Raw genomic sequence first — 18,422 nt, forward strand, 5'->3', positions numbered from 1 at the left:
ATCCATCGTCTTATTCATCACCGGATTAATCACGTTAGTCATCGCCATCACAATTAGCGAATCCATATTAAAAGTACAAAAACAATGAGGCCAGCCATGCTAATCCAGGTATCACGTTTGGACCATACCAATAAAGATGAACGTCCTCCGAGCGTAGAGTGCTCTCTAACTTTACGCATTTCCATCGCAATGGTCATATCCTCTGCACGTTGGAACAGTGCCATCAACAAGGGAATCACCATCGGACCCAGGTCACGAATTCGAACGGTATTTGGTCTTAAAGCTGCCTTTCCACGTGCCCGCACGATCAGTGAGAATCGCTGCCACTCACTCCAGATCATCGGGATAAACCGAAAGATTAACGATACAGCAAGAGCAAACGAAGCTACGGGCAACCTGATCTTTTTACCGATACCGAGTACCCAGTTAAGCCCTTCTACCATTCGCCCATAAGGTGTCGTCAACGAAAACCAAAGGCTTGCCAATGTGACGATAAACAAACGATACACATTCAGCAAAGTGCCCTCCGCCTGCATCAGGGAAAAGCCAAAGTGCAGACCTCCTCCTTCTGTTGAAAGAGTTGTCCCAGATAACGCCGTTGATATGATGAAAAAGAATAATAATGGCTTCATTAACTTCATACATCCAGCCAAAGTCTGACGCGGGAGCACGGCAAGTGCTGCTATTACCGGCACCAGTGTTAAAGTCAATCCCTGCCAGCGCTGTTGAAGCATCGCAGCAGTGACCAGTAAAATATACAAAATCCATTTCAGACGCGGATCCATGACACCATATAATCCGCCTGAATGAGTCAATGTGTTCGGAAGAAGCTTCGGATCATCTTCCGTTTTAATGGACGACAGCATCAGTGCTTCTTTTTCATCCTTCATTGCATCGCTCTTGACTTCCATCATTACCGTCCCTAATGTTTCTATCGACTCGTTCTGAATCCCCACCTCAATTAACGTAGACTGAACAATGCTTTCAGCCATCTCTTCTGGCGTCATTGCGGTCAAAGGCAGCTCTAGACCCGCTGCTCTTAACTGCTGTGCCAGTCGCATCGAAGGTGGCAGGCCGATCCCTGTTTGCTCCAGCAGTTCAGGTCTTTTGTGAAGTTCTCTCGGCGTAAGATCGGCGATTAAACGACCTTCTTGCAATAACAATACCCGATCCGCACAAGGCAAGAATGTATCCAGATCATGGGTTGCTACCACGCCCCCACCACCTGCCAGACGATGTTGCTCCAATACATCCAGCAAAAGCCCGACACTTTGCGCTTCCAACCCTGCGCTCGGCTCATCCAGCAGAAGCCAGTGTGGATTGGTCACACTTCCGAGAGCAAGACCTAACCTGCGCTTCTCTCCCCCACTTAGAGCAAATGGCGACCTGTCCAGATGAAAACGTCGATCCAACTCCGAGGACACTGGCGGGTCCCATTGGTTCAGTGCGTTTGTGATCTGCTCTTGTTGCTGTTTCTCTGAAAGTCGATATGGACGCAGAGAATATGAGAATTCACGCTGAATACTTCGGGCAAACAGTTGTTGTTCCGGAAATTGAAACAATAGTCCCATTTGCAATAAAATCGACTGCGGCACTTTTCCTTCTTTCCAGAAAGATGTGCTCCCCAATGTGATACTTCCTGCATCGGGCGGTCTCAGACCAGCCAACGTCTGTAGTAAAGTTGTTTTTCCTGAACCCGTACAGCCCAGCAACAAGGTGATTTCCCCGCTGTTCAACTGTACACTCACATCTTCAAGCAGCGCACGTTTGCTCGAATCCGATGCTTCTATACGTATATTGGTTAATTCGATCTCCAACGTGCGACCTCCTTAGCCAGTTGCTCAGGTCGCAGTGGCATGGCTTCTGGCATCATACCTTTTTGCTTGAGCAATAACGCAGTTTTTACAGTAAAAGGAGGGTCCAATCCTAACCGTTCACAGGGAGATAGCTGTACATTTTCCCGAGTAGCCTTCTCATTCAGCTCTGTTTCATAGAAAAAGGACTCGGGCTCCCCGTCGTACACACAACGTCCCCTCTCCATAGCAATGATTCGATCACACAGGGTTGCTTCCTCCAGATGGTGTGTAATCCAGATCACCGTTGTCCCCCGCTGGGTAATCTTCTGAACGATGGCTTCCATCCTGTCCCTTGCTCCCGGATCAAGCATGGCTGTTGGCTCATCCAGAATCAATATATCCGGTTTGGCTGCGAGCGCTACAGCAATATTAAGCAGTTGTTTCTGTCCACCGGATAATTGTGAAATGGCCTTCTCCGGGGGATATTGAAGTCCTACCGTATGTAATGCATCCTGCCTGCGCTCCGATTGCTCTTCTACAGATTCCATCAATGGTGACAGCGCAAAATGAAACTCCTCTTCAATCGTATCTCCAAGTACCTGAGCATCAGGTTGCTGCAATACACCCCGAACGGTAAGTTCATCCGAGATATTCCGTACCCCTCCCGATAGTGGAATGAATCCAATCAGTAGTCCAGCGAGTGTGCTTTTTCCACTGCCATTCGCCCCTACAATACTAATCCATTCTCCTTGGTGCAGCGTAAGTGAAACCCCATCCAGTGCTTTTCTCACCTGACTACCTTCGGAAGCATAATGCACTCGAACATCTTCTAATGTAATTATAGGCAGGTTGCCTTGCATCGTAAATTAGTCCTTTCCCTTTCTATTGTTATGTGGTACGATCCTAATCGTTAACCACATTTATATAATTGGTTAACAATCATATTACCAAAATGGAGAGGATTGTTCAAACATGAAATTATCTTTGCGAGGCATTGTATTCAGCGCACTTATGGCCGCAATTTTAGTACTATTTGGTTACATAAGCATTCCCATTGGCTTCTCCCCTGTACCGATAACATTACAGACCTTGGCTGTCATGCTGGCTGGAGGGTTACTTGGTCCACTCTATGGTTTTCTAAGTGTCACGATGGTTGTTCTGCTCACCGCTCTTGGATTTCCCTTGCTACACGGGACCGGAGGACTTGCGGTACTTCTTGGACCTACCGGAGGATATGTGATGATGTGGCCGATCTCCGCATTATTAATTGGACTGTTGCTTGCACGAATCAACATCAAAGGTGTAACAGGATTCATGCTCGCTTTTGTTGTATTTGAACTATTTGGTTCACTGCTCGTGTATGTCTCGGGTGTCCCTTGGCTTGCATATGCATACAAAATGGACTTACCTGAGGCCATGATTCAAGGGTTCTATCCTTACATAATTGGGGATCTGATCAAGGCTGTATTTGCTGCGATAATCATTGCGCCCGTGCGCATAGTTTTCCCACCTCAACGTCTCACAGGTAACATGCATTCAACGGTTATAAAAGCGGATTCTTAATAGAAGCTACATAAGGTAACTGATCTGCCTATCTTTGAAAACGACGAAACCGCCAAAATCACTTTGGCGGTTTTCGTTACTTCTCTTCTTCTAAGGTTGTTCTGTCATCGAAGTGATCCGTGTAAATCTTCTTTAGTTCAACTTATATATTCACCTGAATTAATTGACGCTCTGTAATCTGAAATTGTTGATCCGCTGTATTTTCAATAAACCTCTGATCATGAGATACATACAGAATCGTCCCCTCATACGCCTTGATAAAACGCTCCAACGCTTCCAGTGCATGCATATCAAGAAAATTCGTTGGCTCATCCAACAATAGAATGTTATATTGGCCCAGAAACAAGTGACATAATTGAAGACGAATCGCTTCTCCTCCACTTAATGTCCCAACCTTCTTCAGCAAGTCATTACCTGTAAACTGCATCGCATGCAACGCACTTCTGAGCTCTGATTCCTCATACTGCGAACGATTTTTCAGGAATTGTAATACGGTCTCTTTTGTCGTGAAACGATAGCTCATTTGCTGAAAATAACCGAGCTTTGCTTTTGGAGACATTATGATCTGATCTCCGACATGGAAAACATGGTTAAGCAATGTGCTTTTCCCGCTGCCATTGGCTCCGGTTATCGCTATTTTTTGTTTTAATGGAATTTGAAAACTTACATCGTCCAACAATATATTTCCATCCACTTCAAGTGTAAGGCGATCTGCCATAATCGGGAATCGGTTGTGCAGCTCCAGTGTCTTTGGCTGACGGAAGATCATAGGCCGATCCTCTTGCACCGCTTTTACCTCGTGAAGTTGTTGCATTCGCTGTTCAATCGCTTTAGCTGCGCGGTGCACCGCTTTTTGACTGGTGCCTTTGGATTTGGTTTCAACCATACGGTTTGTTTTTGCCTTGGATTCTTTTTTTGACATGCTGCCGGCCTGCGTTATTTTCTCGGCTTTCTTCATCTTTTCCCGGGCGGCCAGCTCCAATCGTCTTTTCTCCTTCGAGAACTGTTCATGGGCCTGATTTTGCTGTTCACGCTCCAGCCTCTTCTGTGCCTGATAATCACTATAGTTGCCGGAATATACGCGAACCTCACTTTGATGGATTTCCCAGATCGTGGTCACCAGTTCATCCAGAACCGCACGATCATGACTGATCATCACAAGCGCCCCATAGTAATAACGCAATTCATCCAGCAAAAATGTAATGCCCTCTTGATCCAGATGTGTTGTTGGTTCATCCAGTAACAGTACTTCATGATAATGAGTGAACATTTGAGCCAGTTTTAGACGGGTCTGTTCTCCGCCACTCCATGCTTGGTCGTGTTGAGGTATGGCTAATTTACTGAGCAAAGCCCCGTCAACTTCGATACTTTCGTTAGACTGGGGTGGTTCCACTTGTTCCAAATAACCAAACTCTGCAAAACGTTTTACCTTTCCGGCTGTTGGCTGGATCTGTCCCGCAATGAGTTTCAACAACGTACTTTTACCCTGACCATTACCACCCACTACACCAATACGATCCAGTTGATGCACAGCCAGTCGCTCAATGTTCAGGATTACTTTATCCATATAGGTCATCTCAACCTGTTCTAATTCAAAACATATCTTTTCCATATTCGCTACCTCCGAAATAAGATTTATTTCGTATCGATAGCGAAGCACGCTTCTATCGATACGAGCTTATCGTGCCAGCTCGTATCAATAGAACAGTAACGTCATCATAGCGGTTACCTCCAGTAGTCTGTATTGAGCGCCTTACCTAATTATTTACCTGATTAAGATAAAAAACAAAGAATCACAGGCCGCGGCCTGTGATTCAACGTAAACGGGAAAGCGAGTATAACACTTATTTTAAGGTCAGGATGATTGAAAATGACAGACTGATCCCGTTTACTCTGAACCAATAGTCAGAGCCTTTGAACGTATTCGATTACCGATTCAAAGGAAGGAAGCGCAGTCTCATCGAATGTGTCATGTTCAATAATCCACCTTTCATTATCATGTAATAGATGTACAATTCTAATTATAATTTTCCAATTCCACCATGTCAACGGAACGATGAAAACACGACACCATCAGATTAGTACATCAATCTATTTTTGTTCCTGGCCATTACCGCTACTTAATTTTAATAGAAGCTCTTGGCTACTAACCTGACCTGTAGCCTGTGGAATCACTTCTTCGTAGTTGGCTGAGTTGGTTACTATTATTGGCGTTACCGTATGATAACCAGCAGCCTTAATCTGTGCAATATCGAACTCAAGCAACAGATCTCCCGCTTGTACCCGATCGCCTTCTTTGATATGGGAAACAAAATGCTGCCCATCCAATTTAACGGTATCAACTCCCACGTGAACCAATATTTCAGCACCGGTGTCTGATACTACAGCCAAGGCATGTTTTTTCTTGAATGCAACGGTAACTGTACCATCAAAAGGCGCTACGACTCTGCCCACAGCTGGCTCAATCGCAATCCCTTTCCCCATTGCTCCCGATGCAAAGGCTGGATCTGGAACTTCCGACAATTCAACAATCGTTCCTTCGATTGGGCTAAATACAATTTCGTCCGAAGCATTCGCTGCACGAACAGGTTGCTCGGCAGATGCAGCAGGTTCGGTTTTTGTTTCTTCTTCAACCGGATCTTTAAAGCCCATGATGTACGTGAGTACAGCCGAAACAACAAAGGATACTACGATACCCAGAATCAATCCTGGGAAGCCTTGTCCACCTGGTCCGTAGAAGATTGGCAAGGTCAGTAATCCCGGTGCGCCGGATGCAAATGCCAATGTGCCCGCTTGACCAATGATAGCCCCACCAACTGCACCACCGATTACCCCTGCAATAAATGGACGTTTTAGTGGTAATGTTACCCCATAGATGGCCGGTTCCGTAATACCGAACAAAGCCGTCAACGTGGATGATCCCGCCAGCGTTTTCAGTTTTTTGTTCTTGGTTTTCAGCATAACCCCAAAAGCAGCGCCCGTTTGAGCAAAGATCGAAGCTGTCGCAGCCGGTTTAACGCCATCCTGTCCATACACTGCAACGTTGTTGATAAATACCGGAATAAGACCCCAGTGTATTCCGAAGATAACGAGCAGCTGCCAGCTTGCACCCATAACGGCTCCTGCGAGCAATGGACTGAATCCAAATGCGGCAACGAGCCCGGCTGCAATTGCATTACCAACGTAGACACCAAATGGTCCAAATACCAACAGTGTCAGTGGTACCATAATCACTAGCAAAAACAATGGTGTAACAAAGTTTTTCACACTATCGTGAAGTGTCTTATTAAAGAACTTCTCCAACTTGCTCATGACAATGACAGCTAAAATAATTGGAATAACTGTAGATGAATAGTTCATCAAAATGACAGGGATACCGAAGAAATCCGTTGGTGTTCCTTCTGATTTCAACGTGACGATGGACGGATAGATCAGTGCTCCTGCAATCGTCATCGCGACAAACATATTTCCCTGGAATTTACGTGCTGTTGTAACCGCTAACAACAGAGGCAGGAAATAGAAGAGACTATCTGCTGCTGCATACAGGATTGTATATGTTGTTTCTGTCGTTTCCAGCCATCCAATATTACTTGCAATCAACAATAACCCTTTTAGAATACCGGCTCCCGCCATAACACCCAGAAGTGGTGCAAAGATGCTGGATATGATATCGATAATACCCCCGAGCCCTTTGGCTGCTTTGCGAGGTTTTTCTTTATCTGACGAATCGTCCAGAATGTTACTGATCTGTCCAATGGCACTATAAACTTCAGGCACCTTGTTACCAACAACAACCTGGAACTGTCCTCCATTTTCTTTGACTGCGATGATTCCTTCTGTTTTCTCCAGTTTGGCTTTGTCTGCCTTGGCATCGTCCTTCAATACAAACCGTAACCGTGTTGCACAATGAACCAGCGATTCCACATTTTTCTCACCGCCGACCAGTTCTACAATCTCTTTGGCCAGTTTCTCTTGACTCATGATCTGCACCCCCACTTTTTCTCAAACAGGCCCTTTACCGATTTTTTTGCACGCAAAAAACCTAAGCCTTGAGCAAGGGAACACAATGGTCCTGACCTTCTCATGACTTAGGTTTTGCCTGCATAACCAGTAACAATCCCAGTTAAATCGTATTCAATTCCTGTTAATCACATATTATTATAATAAAACCATTTTTGTCAACATTTAAATATTATCGATTAACCACTCGTTCGATATGAACCGTCAGATACAATTTTTCTTCATTGGTCAGCTCATGGTTGTACTCTTTTTTGACAAACATCTCAATTTTCTCCGTACATGCTGCGGCATCAGGATGCTTCTCCTTAATCATGTCATAGAAATGATCATAGTTGTTGTCGTAATGCGTACCGCTGAGAACACGCTGGGAGAAGAACTTCAGATGTGTGATAAAGCGAAAATAACTGAGGGAGTCCTCATCAAATTCCATTTTGAAATGATATTTCGCTATATTAATAATCTGCTGGATAAACTTCGTAATATTCATCGTTGTGATAACTTCTTCGTTCATCTCTGCGTTGACAATATGAAGGGCAATAAAAGCGGCTTCATCGGGCGGAAGCTCAATATTCATGCGGGTATTGATCTGTTCCAGCGTCCTCAGGCCCAGTTCGAATTCGGGCTTGTACAACTGTTTGATCTCCCACATTAATGCGTTCTTGATCTCCACGCCTTCCCGATAACGTTCGATGGCGAAGTTAATATGATCTGTAAGAGATACATAGATGTTCTCATTCAGCTTTCGGCCCAGATTCTCACTTGCATACGTGATGATCTCTTCCACAATTTCAATCAGTTCCATCGGAACTTCGCGCAGCAGCATTTTGAAATTATCGGATGTTTGTTTGTTTTTCAATGCAAATACTTTCTGGATGCGGGTCTCGTCTACTTTATCCCCCGGCTTTTTCTTAAAGGCAATCCCACGTCCCATCACCACAAGCTCTGCTCCATCCGCCTGATAGATGCTAATGACGTTATTGTTGATAACCTTTGCTATTTTCACTTCAATCCCCCCGTCACGTTCCACTCTCTTGGCAGTTATACATCGTCTTTTGGGCATACAAAAAAAACCTGAAGCATCACAAAATAAACAAGACATGGTGGTCTGCTTTTTTTGGTGCTTAGGTTTTGCCTACTTCGAGTAGTAACAATCCCAGAAACGATATAATTGCGTCAAGTATAGCGCGAACCTGACTATATGTCAACGCTTTCAATGTGAGGACAATCGGAAGTCCCATGGTTATATAAATTGAACTAGAGAATATTTACACTAGCTACTCCGATGACAGAACAAGCTTCCGATCGCTGTTATCTCCAGCTTTTTTCTGTCCTCTCCGGTTTGTGTAAATGTTTAGTTCAATTTATATAGATGAAACTTCCGATGTTTTATTGCCGTACAAGACCATTTTAATTCAGAAAAATATAAACTACGCGTCACCCAGGTTTGTTCCGTTGGATTCGATCACATTTTTGTACCACTCAAAACTCTTCTTCTTCAGCCGTGTCAGCTCACCTTGACCTTCATTATTACGATCCACGTAAATGTAGCCATAACGTTTTCTCATCTCACCTGAGGATGCACTTACAATATCAATAGGTCCCCAGCTAGTGTAACCAATGATGTTTACACCGTCCTGAATAGCCTCACCCATTTCAGCTACATGTCGTTTCAAGTAGTCAATCCGGTATGCATCATCCACTTCACCTTCCGGTGTAACCACGTCATTGGCACCAAATCCATTCTCAACAACAAACAGCGGCTTCTGATAACGATCATATAGTTGATTGGCGGTAATACGGAATCCTTTGGGATCAATTGTCCAGCCCCATTCGGACTTCGCCAGATATGGATTGGCTACCGAGCCAAATACATTACCACTGGTCATATTTTTGACAACTTCCGGATCGGTGCTGGTTGTACGACTTGAATAATAGCTGAACCCGATATAATCTACCGTATGATTTTTCAAGATTTCCGAATCACCAGGCTGCATAACAATGTTCAACCCGTGATCTTTGAAGAAACGTTTGGCGTAACCCGGATATTCCCCACGTGACTGCACATCGATGAAGAAATAGGACTCTCTATCTTTTTCCATGCCCTGGAACACATCTTCCGGATTACAGGTATACGGATAGAAGCTTCCTGCGGCGAGCATACACCCAATCATGGCATCAGGAATAATCTCATGACATGCCTTGACTGCCAGTGCACTTGCAACCAGTTGGTGGTGAGCAGCCTGATATTGAATTTCCTTGATGTTATCCCCTTCATTAAACGCCAGCCCCGCTCCAAGGAACGGAAGATGAAGCAACATGTTGATCTCATTAAATGTCATCCAGTATTTCACCTTGTCTTTGTACCGAGTGAATACCGTTGTAGCGTAAGTCTCGAAAAGCGTTACCAGTTCACGACTTCTCCAGCTGCCATACTTCTCGATCAGGTGTACAGGCACATCGAAGTGAGCTAATGTAACTACAGGTTCAATGCCGTTTTTCAACAATTCATCAAATAGGTTATCGTAAAATTGTAATCCGGCTTCATTTGGCTGTGCATCTTCTCCTGTCGGGAAAATCCGTGCCCAAGCAATGGAGACACGCAGTGCTTTGAATCCCATTTCGGCAAATAGAGCAATGTCTTCGGGGTAACGGTGATAAAAATCGATCGCTTCATGTGAAGGATAGAACTCGGTAGCGATCGGTGTAAAAGCCGGAACATGACCTTTCATAATGCTTCTGCGGTTCTCACCTGTCGGAAGCAAGTCAACGATACTCAGCCCTTTGCCATCTTCCAGATACGCGCCCTCCGCCTGATTCGCAGCAATGGCTCCACCCCATAGAAAATCTTTAGGAAATTTAAAATTCGTCATCATCATTCTCCTTCCAAATATGTAATTCAGCTACCCGCTCAAATAGCAAGAAACATTAATAAGACAAACTATTTAAGTTGAACTACACGATTACACATAAACGGAGAGGACAGAAAAAATCTGGAGAAGCGGCGCGTTCGCCTTTATCACCGGATTTCCCCTTTAAAAAGGGATTCAAAAAATCTGGGGATAACAGCGATTGGAAGATTGTTCTGGCCGCGCAGTCGTCCCGTGTAAAATCGTTTGTTCAACTTAAATACAAAAAACCCGAACCAGCCTGGTACACGATTACGTGTAAACAAGCCAGCTCAGGTTATGCCCATATCGGTAACATTCCCAGATCACAATTATGCGGATTGGATAAAACTTTAGCAAGAATCAGAACAGTTGTCAACTTCTTGAAACCGGTTTAGCTTCGGAATGCCCACTACGATATTTGATAGAATGCAGCACATGTGCCGCCAAGAATCATCAGTTGATCTAATATAGGTAGGGCATTAATGTGAGAATTAATGAGACCGTATACTTCAGAATACGTAGCTGAAACGTTGCTCACGGGCCAGTCGGACCCGAACATTAACCGTTCCGCACCAAAGGCTTCTATGGCGATATTCAGATAGGCTGTAAAGTCCTTTGGAGTCCAATTTGCCCAATCTGCTTCCGTCACCATCCCTGAAAGTTTACAGTACGCATTAGGTTGTGCGGCCAATGACTCAAGTGCTTCTTTCCAGGGTGAGATTATACCTGATTTTATGTCGGGTTTGGCTAGATGATCAAGTACAAATCGCTGCTCAGGAAACGTCTTAACCAATTCAACGGCATAAGGCAGTTGCTCCTTGGATACCAACAAATCATAGGCCAAATCATATTCTTTTAGCAATGAAATTCCGCGCTGAAAGTCTTCTCTCAATACATAATCCAGATCAGGTTCATCCTGTATGACATGACGTACGCCCTTCAGATACGGATTGGACGCGAAGAGTTCAAGCTGATTCCGAACTTCATCCGAACAAAGATCTACCCATCCGACAACACCTTTTATACATTCATGCCGATCTGCCAGCTGCAGAAGCCACTCGGTTTCTGTCAGTGATTGTCTGGCTTGTACCGCAATACATCCATCCAGTCCTGATTGGACCAATAAAGGTTCAAGATTTTCCGGAAGAAAAGATTGACGAATGGTTTTCATCTCTTCGCCAATCCATCCGTACTCGGCGACATTGTATTCCCAGAAATGTTGATGTGCATCCAGCTTCATATTAGATCCCTCCCAGGGTATTTAAATCTAATTATCATTAAAAAGCAACCATATGATTTTTATTTCCAATGAAATAAACGCTTACTACACAATCTATAAATATGGCAAAATCACTGATTTTTACATGATTTTTATGCCAATTGTGCAGGTATTGTCCAATATTAAATCATGATATAGTAAATTACGAAAACGCTTTCAGAACATAAATCGGTGGTGATTTTAGTATTAAACAAGTGAATTTTTGTTTGCGTTGAGCTCTATTTTCACCCTGCTTAACCGCTATTCACGTTCAACCATTCTCTATTCGAAGGAGACTATATTAATGAAAAAAAACCGCAAATCAGTCCTATCTCTTACGCTTGTGACTGCCCTGATTCTATCTCTATTCGCCTCCGCTATGGCTTCAGCTGCGACTGACAACAGCGAACAGGCCAGTGCATCACCCGCTCCAAGCAAAATGCAGACCTATGTAAACGCCATGGAGCCTGGCTGGAATCTGGGTAACTCTCTGGACTCCGTTGGTGAAGATGAAACAGCCTGGGGCAACCCGCGCATTACGAAGGAACTAATACAATCGATCGCAGCTGAGGGCTACAATAGTATCCGTATTCCTGTGACCTGGGAAGCCCACATCGGTGACGCACCCGACTACATAATTGATTCCGCTTACATGAACCGGGTTCAAGAAGTGGTAAACTGGGCTCTTGATGCCGATCTCTATGTCATGATCAATCTTCACCATGATTCCTGGCGCTGGATCAGTTACATGGAGAAAGACCATGATAACGTGCTTGCACGTTATAACTCTGCTTGGACTCAGATTGCGGACAAATTCAAAGATGCATCCGATAAACTCATGTTCGAAAGCGTTAACGAACCACGTTTCTCTGAAGGCGGCACAACAGATGCAACGATTGGATATCGCATGCTGGACGAGTTGAATACTTCTTTTCACAAGATCGTAAGAACTTCGGGTGGAAACAACGAGACACGTCCACTTGTCCTTCCAACGATGCATACCTCTTCCGCTCAACCTGATCTGGATGAACTGAATAAGACCATTCAGAAATTGAATGACACCAATATTATTGCAACCGTTCACTACTACGGGTTTTGGCCATTCAGTGTGAACATCGCAGGTTACACCAAGTATAACGAGGAAGTACAGAAGGACGTTACCGACACATTCGATCGGGTATACAATGCTTTTACAGCGAAAGGCACTCCAGTTATCGTCGGTGAGTATGGCTTGCTTGGTTTTGACCAGCACACAGGTGTCATTGAGCAAGGGGAAAAGCTGAAATTCTTCGAATTTGTTGGACAATATCTGCGTCAAAAACAGATGACAACGATGTTATGGGACAACGGACAGCACTTCGGACGCACAAGCTTTACCTGGTCTGATCAGGAACTATTTGATACCATGAAAGCCAGCTGGACAGGTCGCTCATCCACAGCCGAAACGGACCTCGTATATCTTAAACAAAATGAAGCTATTCAAGATAAAAAGGTAAAACTCAATCTGAATGGGAACAAATTCAATTCGTTGAAGAATGGCAATACCCCTCTTGTAAGAGGTAAAGACTATACTGTCAAAAAAGATATACTTACGTTAAAATCCAATCTGTTAACCAAATTGACAGCCTCTGGTGATTTGGGCGTAAATGCTACACTCACAGCTGGATTCAACCAAGGTGCTGACTGGAACTTCAATATTATTAAATATGACACACCTAAGTTGAACGATGCAACTGGTACAACCAGTGCATTTGCCATTCCGACTACGTTTAACGGGAATCAACTGGCCACGATGGAAGCAACGTATGCAAACGGAGAGAACGCCGGTCCACAGAACTGGACTTCGTTCAAAGAATTCTCCTACACATTTAGCCCAGATTACGAACGTAATGTGATTGAGCTGAAACCAAACTTCTTCAAAGAAACCAATGATGGCGAAGTCACCCTCAAGTTCCACTTCTGGAACGGAGATGTGATTACGTACAAAATCACAAAAAATGGAACCCGTGTTGTTGGGGTAGCTTCATAATACTGTTCTAACTAACGTTCTGTTCAGAGCCAAAGCTCTGGCAGAACGTTTTGTTTTATAAACGACCGAATAACGTACAAGTAACCCTTCATACCTTTACACTAACTAGGACTGAGGGGGAAATGTCATGTTTAAACGTGTAGACCGTCTTGCCATTGAACTACCCATATCGAATAATCCGGACCCTAATGGAGCTAGCGCGGTTCAGGAGTTGCTGGGTGGAAAGTTCGGGGAAATGTCAACGTTGAACAATTATATGTTTCAATCTTTCAATTTCAGAGGCAGGTCCAAGCTACGTCCCTTCTACGATATCGTCGCCAGTATAACTGCCGAAGAATTCGGCCATGTCGAACTTGTTGCCAATACGATTAACCTGATGCTTGAAGGTTCAACATCACCAGGTGACCCAGACTCCACACCACTGCGTGTTGGTAAAGACGCACGGATGACGTCACACTTTATCGAATCTGCTCAGACAGCGCTCCCTTATGACTCCATGGGAAGACCCTGGAATGGTTCGTATGTCGTGAGCAGTGGCAATCTGATCTTTGATCTGTTGCATAATTTCTTTCTTGAATGCGGAGCCAGAACTCACAAAATGAGAGTCTACGAAATGACGGACAACAAGACAGCCCGAGAAATGACTGGTTATCTGCTTGTACGTGGAGGTGTGCACGTTCTGGCGTATGCCAAAGCATTGGAGATTGCAACGGGTGTGGATGTAACGAAGATGTTCCCTATTCCTCGACTGGATAACAAAGCTTTTGAAACGACAAGAAAATGGGAAGCGATGGGAGAACATCGCAGGCTGTACACGTTCAGCGACAAAGATTATCAGGGCATTGCTCAGATTTGGAAAGGAACACATCCAACCGATGGTGGCAAACTGGAGGCTTTTGCCGGCTTGCCGGGTTATGGAGGGCCAGTACCTGAGCTGCCTGATCTGCCGGAAGAATTTGCGCCAGGGATATCCGCGGAAGATCTAATGCAGATTGCAGAGCGACTGAAACGTCACGCTGGTCTGTAGGATCACGATTAACACTTGTTTTTATAGGGCGTCGATTGGATAACCGTAAACTGGTGTTACCTTGTGTGCTGGAACTCTTTATTTAATTAGATTATTGATGATCTGTTTTCTTTGATTTCTTATGGCGCACACAAAAAAGGGAAACGGGTGAGATGAATCTCTACCCGCTTCCCTTTACACGCCTCTATTGTGGCTCAGTAAATTTCACTACAAGTACCGCTTCCCCATTGGCTTGAACATGACCTGTTGAAGTCGCTGTAACAGTTGCTATCGCTTCGTTTCCACTTGGGATCAACACAGGTGTAATCACTGGCAGACCCGCAGCCTGAATGACATCCATGTCAAATTCAATCAACAATTGTCCTGCAGTTACACGATCTCCGCTATTCACATGTGCGGTAAAACCGTTTCCTTTTAGTCCAACCGTATTAATTCCGATATGAACCAGCATCTGTACACCTGTCGCATGCTCCAGAATCACCGCATGTTTACTCTTGTTCATGACATGTGCGATGACACCATCAAACGGTGCATACACCTTACCTTCTGATGGCTCAATGGCAATGCCCTCACCCATGTGTTTTTCCGAGAACGCCGGGTCAGGAACCTGCTCCAGAGCAACGACGGTACCGTTCATTGGCGAAGCGATTTCGAGAAAATCTACCTTAGGACGATTGCTTGTAACGGCATCGGTAACTGAACTAATACGCGGATTAGATTCCTCTGCTTTAACTTCAGTTGATGTTACTCCACTGTTTTCATGGCTCACCGCTTCTTCTGCAACCGGTTGATCCTTATATCCGAAGAACCAGGTAAGTGCAAATGCAATCGCCATGGCAACTACGTTAGACAAGATATACAACGGCAGTTGGCTGTTCAGATAGAGCAGTGTACCGGGAATAACCGTTACAGCCATGCCTGTACCTTGCAGATGGAACAAGGAAGCGATAAAACCACCCACACCACCACCAATCAGTCCCATAATAAATGGTTTCATATAACGCAAGTTAACTCCGAAGATGGCTGGTTCGGTAATGCCCAGAAATGCGGACAAGGAAGAAGGTAATGCGAGTGCTTTGAGTTTCATATTTTTGGTCTTCAGACCGACTGCGAGACAAGCCGCTCCTTGTGCTGCCATGGCACAGGTAATGATCGCGTTGAACGGATTGAATCCCGTCTTCTCCAGTAGTTGAATCTCCAAGAAATTAAAGATGTGATGTACACCGGTAACGACTATAATCTGATGGAAGAAACCAATGATAATACCTGCGATGCCAAATGGAAGATCCAATACGGCAGTTGTACCATGCAGCACCCACTCTTCTAGGGAATGGAATACGGGACCAATCGCGAATAGTCCAAGCGTAATCATGACTGTCAACGTAATAAAAGGAGTCAGAATTAAGTCCAGTGCCTCAGGTACCCGTCTTCTTAGTACCTTCTCAAACTTGGCTCCAATCAAACCTACAAAGAACGCAGGCAGAACCGATCCTTGATAACCCACGACAGGTATAAAACCGAACATATGCAGCGGCTGTGCTGATCCATCTGCCACCGCGTAAGCATTGGGTAATGCCGGATTGACCAGCATTAGCCCCAGTACGATACCAAGCACCGGACTTCCGCCGAATACACGGAACGCGGACCACGCTACAAGTGCAGGCAGAAATGCAAAGGCCGTATCCGTCAGAATCTGAGTGAACAACAGGAAATTGGCCGAGATATCATCCGGTGTTGCACCGAACAACGCCAGAATTTCATTCTGGGTAAGTAATCCGCGTAATCCCATGAACAAACCTGTAGCTACCAGTACGGGAATGATGGGTACAAATACGTCACCAAATGTGCGGATAGCCCGCTGAAAAGCATTTCCTTCCTTTTTCCCCTGACTCTTCACATCATCCTTGGACGATCCTTCGATTCCCAGCTTCTCGACCTCTTCAAAGATTCGATTCACCGTTCCCGTACCAAAGATAATCTGATATTGACCCGAGTTGAAAAAAGCCCCTTTCACCTTCTCGATGTTCTCGACCGTTTTCTGATCAATTTTTTCTTTATCTTTCACCATGATCCGAAGACGTGTTGCACAATGTGCAAATGATGCGATATTCTCTTTGCCCCCGATGGCATGAATGACTTCCTGGGCAATCCGTTGATTCTCCGACATGTTATCTCATTCCTCTCACGAAATACTTAATAATCCCATTTTGTTGCTTCAAAATCAGCTTTGCCTCCACGTGCAAAGAAACAAATGTCCACGCTGTCCCGGCTTGGGAAAATGCGGCTGGTAAAGACCTCTTCCCCATCGTTCACAAAGATCTCGACCGAGGATGCATCTACGAACAGATGGAACTTAATCACGTCCGCAGTAAGTGTGCACTGTCGTACAACGCCATTCTGCTCTGCCAGCTTGGTACCAGACATCGTCCGATCCAAGACAACTTTCTGCTGAATTCGATCATATAAAAGAACCGTTTTTTCAGCTCCATTGGCCCGGAATTCGATGCCTACAACCTGTGCATCTACATGGCTTATCTCACATATCAGCTCATAGGCAATCCCATTAAAATCAGTGAAAGATCGACTCTCATTGTCAATCGTTGCGCGAATATGTGTGTCTTTATCCTGCTGACGCAATTGCACCATCTCTGTAACAGGTTGTTGGATTAACTTGCCGTCTCGGAGTGACAATTGCCGAGGAATGGTCAGGCAATGTGCCCAACCGTTATCGTCTGTCGGATACGCCAGGTCGGGGAGTCCCATCCAACCAACCAGAATACGTCTTCCGTCCGGACCCTGCATGGTTTGCGGAGCATAGAAGTCGAATCCACGATCCAACTCCTGAAATTCACCATGATTGAACTCTCTCGTCTGGAGATTAAGCAGCTCACCGATCAGATAACCGGACTGAAAAATATTCTGATAATGATCTCCCGTACCATCTAACCCTTGTGGGGAAAAGACAAGTACACCTCTCCCGTCCATCTCCATATAATCCGGGCACTCCCACATGTAGCCAAAGGAGGTTAATTGCGTACGAATTTCACCAAGAAACTCCCAGTTCTTCAGATCTGTTGAGCGATACAGCACTGTACATCCCGTCTCATCTGTTCTCTGCGCACCAATTACACAATAATACGTGTCCCCTTGTTGCCACACTTTGGGATCTCTGAAGTGTTCCGTGTATCCGTCTGGCACAGATGAGATCACTGGATCATTCAGTTTGGCTACTGAACCGCTTTCATCCATAACTGCCAAGCATTGATACGGATGTCTGCCCCAAGCCTCATCCCTCGTATTGCCCGTGTATAGCAAGTGCAGCTTGCCGTCTTTTTCAATCGCACTGCCGGAATAAGATCCGTGTGAGTCATACCTGCCACCCGGTTCAATTCCAATCCCGACATTTTCCCAGTTCACCAGATTCTTCGAGCGGGTATGATACCAGTATTTCATGCCATGTTCTGTTCCAAGTGGAAACCACTGATAGAACAGATGATAATAGCCTTGATAATATGCAAAGCCGTTAGGATCATTAAGCAGACCTGTTATCGGCTGAATGTGATAACTCTGTCGCCAAGGACATACGGATATCTGTGCTTCAAGCTTCGCAATCTCTCCAGTCTCCGCTTGCTCAATTCGTCTGTAGCGTTGCTCTCTAGTCATTTTCATAGCTGTTCTCCATTCTTGCTTATATAAGTTAGACCAAGAAATTTCACACTGAAACTACGATGGCAGAACAATCCTCAGATCGCTGTTATCCCCAGATTTCCTGATCCCTTTTCTAAAGGGTGAAATCCGGGGATAAAGGCGAACACTACGTTTCTTCAGATTTTTTCTGCCC

The 18,422-nt window shown here is 44.9% G+C and carries 12 protein-coding genes; 3 read left to right on the forward strand and 9 right to left on the reverse strand.

The window, feature by feature from the left end:
- Positions 1 to 53: 53 nt before the first annotated feature.
- Complete coding sequence (locus tag BLS69_RS10240) at positions 54 to 1,817, reverse strand: ATP-binding cassette domain-containing protein (RefSeq protein ID WP_091031071.1); 1,764 nt, start codon at positions 1,815 to 1,817, stop codon at positions 54 to 56.
- On the reverse strand, positions 1,802 to 2,656 hold the full coding sequence (locus BLS69_RS10245) for an energy-coupling factor ABC transporter ATP-binding protein (RefSeq protein WP_091031074.1): 855 nt from the start codon (positions 2,654 to 2,656) through the stop codon (positions 1,802 to 1,804). Before BLS69_RS10245 ends, BLS69_RS10240 begins: the two co-directional genes overlap by 16 nt.
- Before the next feature lie 112 nt (positions 2,657 to 2,768).
- Here BLS69_RS10245 and BLS69_RS10250 point away from each other — a divergent pair, with 112 nt between their 5' ends.
- Complete coding sequence (locus tag BLS69_RS10250) at positions 2,769 to 3,359, forward strand: biotin transporter BioY (RefSeq protein ID WP_091031076.1); 591 nt, start codon at positions 2,769 to 2,771, stop codon at positions 3,357 to 3,359.
- A 142-nt stretch (positions 3,360 to 3,501) separates the two neighbouring features.
- Here BLS69_RS10250 and BLS69_RS10255 read toward each other — a convergent pair whose 3' ends face one another.
- The 5 genes from BLS69_RS10255 to BLS69_RS10275 all read right to left on the reverse strand — a co-directional run bounded on the left by BLS69_RS10255 (position 3,502) and on the right by BLS69_RS10275 (position 11,507).
- Entirely contained in the window at positions 3,502 to 4,971 is a 1,470-nt protein-coding gene (locus tag BLS69_RS10255; RefSeq protein WP_091031079.1) for an Msr family ABC-F type ribosomal protection protein, read from the reverse strand.
- A gap of 479 nt (positions 4,972 to 5,450) precedes the next feature.
- Positions 5,451 to 7,340 carry a beta-glucoside-specific PTS transporter subunit IIABC gene (locus BLS69_RS10260; RefSeq protein WP_091031081.1) on the reverse strand — a complete coding sequence of 630 codons (1,890 nt, stop codon included), beginning with the start codon at positions 7,338 to 7,340 and terminating at the stop codon, positions 5,451 to 5,453.
- Between the two features lie 211 nt (positions 7,341 to 7,551).
- On the reverse strand, positions 7,552 to 8,382 hold the full coding sequence (gene licT, locus BLS69_RS10265) for a BglG family transcription antiterminator LicT (protein WP_091031084.1): 831 nt from the start codon (positions 8,380 to 8,382) through the stop codon (positions 7,552 to 7,554).
- Between the two features lie 424 nt (positions 8,383 to 8,806).
- Positions 8,807 to 10,249: a 6-phospho-beta-glucosidase gene (locus tag BLS69_RS10270; protein ID WP_091031086.1), complete on the reverse strand. Its 1,443-nt coding sequence runs from the start codon at positions 10,247 to 10,249 to the stop codon at positions 8,807 to 8,809.
- A gap of 427 nt (positions 10,250 to 10,676) precedes the next feature.
- Positions 10,677 to 11,507 carry an amidohydrolase family protein gene (locus tag BLS69_RS10275; protein ID WP_091031089.1) on the reverse strand — a complete coding sequence of 277 codons (831 nt, stop codon included), beginning with the start codon at positions 11,505 to 11,507 and terminating at the stop codon, positions 10,677 to 10,679.
- 322 nt (positions 11,508 to 11,829) lie between these two features.
- On the opposite strand from BLS69_RS10275, the gene BLS69_RS10280 reads away from it, so the two are divergent.
- Positions 11,830 to 13,554 carry a cellulase family glycosylhydrolase gene (locus tag BLS69_RS10280; protein ID WP_091031092.1) on the forward strand — a complete coding sequence of 575 codons (1,725 nt, stop codon included), beginning with the start codon at positions 11,830 to 11,832 and terminating at the stop codon, positions 13,552 to 13,554.
- 127 nt (positions 13,555 to 13,681) lie between these two features.
- On the forward strand, positions 13,682 to 14,581 hold the full coding sequence (locus tag BLS69_RS10285; RefSeq protein ID WP_091031094.1) for a manganese catalase family protein: 900 nt from the start codon (positions 13,682 to 13,684) through the stop codon (positions 14,579 to 14,581).
- A gap of 184 nt (positions 14,582 to 14,765) precedes the next feature.
- On the opposite strand, the gene BLS69_RS10290 is transcribed toward BLS69_RS10285, so the two are convergent.
- Complete coding sequence (locus tag BLS69_RS10290; protein ID WP_091031097.1) at positions 14,766 to 16,748, reverse strand: sucrose-specific PTS transporter subunit IIBC; 1,983 nt, start codon at positions 16,746 to 16,748, stop codon at positions 14,766 to 14,768.
- Positions 16,749 to 16,774: 26 nt separating this feature from the next.
- Positions 16,775 to 18,250 (reverse strand): glycoside hydrolase family 32 protein, encoded by a 1,476-nt coding sequence (locus tag BLS69_RS10295; RefSeq protein ID WP_091031100.1) that lies wholly within the window; start codon positions 18,248 to 18,250, stop codon positions 16,775 to 16,777.
- Positions 18,251 to 18,422 lie beyond the last annotated feature (172 nt).

It is taken from the genome of Paenibacillus sp. CF095 (assembly GCF_900101225.1).
Lineage (GTDB): Bacteria > Bacillota > Bacilli > Paenibacillales > Paenibacillaceae > Paenibacillus.

Bases quoted from the DNA above. Each gene is read 5' to 3' on its own strand.
- BLS69_RS10295 (WP_091031100.1), bottom strand. From the start codon at position 18,250: ATGAAAATGACTAGAGAGCAACGCTACAGACGAATTGAGCAAGCGGAG.
- BLS69_RS10280 (WP_091031092.1), top strand. From the start codon at position 11,830: ATGAAAAAAAACCGCAAATCAGTCCTATCTCTTACGCTTGTGACTGCC.
- BLS69_RS10285 (WP_091031094.1), top strand. From the start codon at position 13,682: ATGTTTAAACGTGTAGACCGTCTTGCCATTGAACTACCCATATCGAAT.
- BLS69_RS10270 (WP_091031086.1), bottom strand. From the start codon at position 10,249: ATGACGAATTTTAAATTTCCTAAAGATTTTCTATGGGGTGGAGCCATT.
- BLS69_RS10255 (WP_091031079.1), bottom strand. From the start codon at position 4,971: ATGGAAAAGATATGTTTTGAATTAGAACAGGTTGAGATGACCTATATG.
- BLS69_RS10245 (WP_091031074.1), bottom strand. From the start codon at position 2,656: ATGCAAGGCAACCTGCCTATAATTACATTAGAAGATGTTCGAGTGCAT.
- BLS69_RS10260 (WP_091031081.1), bottom strand. From the start codon at position 7,340: ATGAGTCAAGAGAAACTGGCCAAAGAGATTGTAGAACTGGTCGGCGGT.
- BLS69_RS10275 (WP_091031089.1), bottom strand. From the start codon at position 11,507: ATGAAGCTGGATGCACATCAACATTTCTGGGAATACAATGTCGCCGAG.
- BLS69_RS10250 (WP_091031076.1), top strand. From the start codon at position 2,769: ATGAAATTATCTTTGCGAGGCATTGTATTCAGCGCACTTATGGCCGCA.
- BLS69_RS10290 (WP_091031097.1), bottom strand. From the start codon at position 16,748: ATGTCGGAGAATCAACGGATTGCCCAGGAAGTCATTCATGCCATCGGG.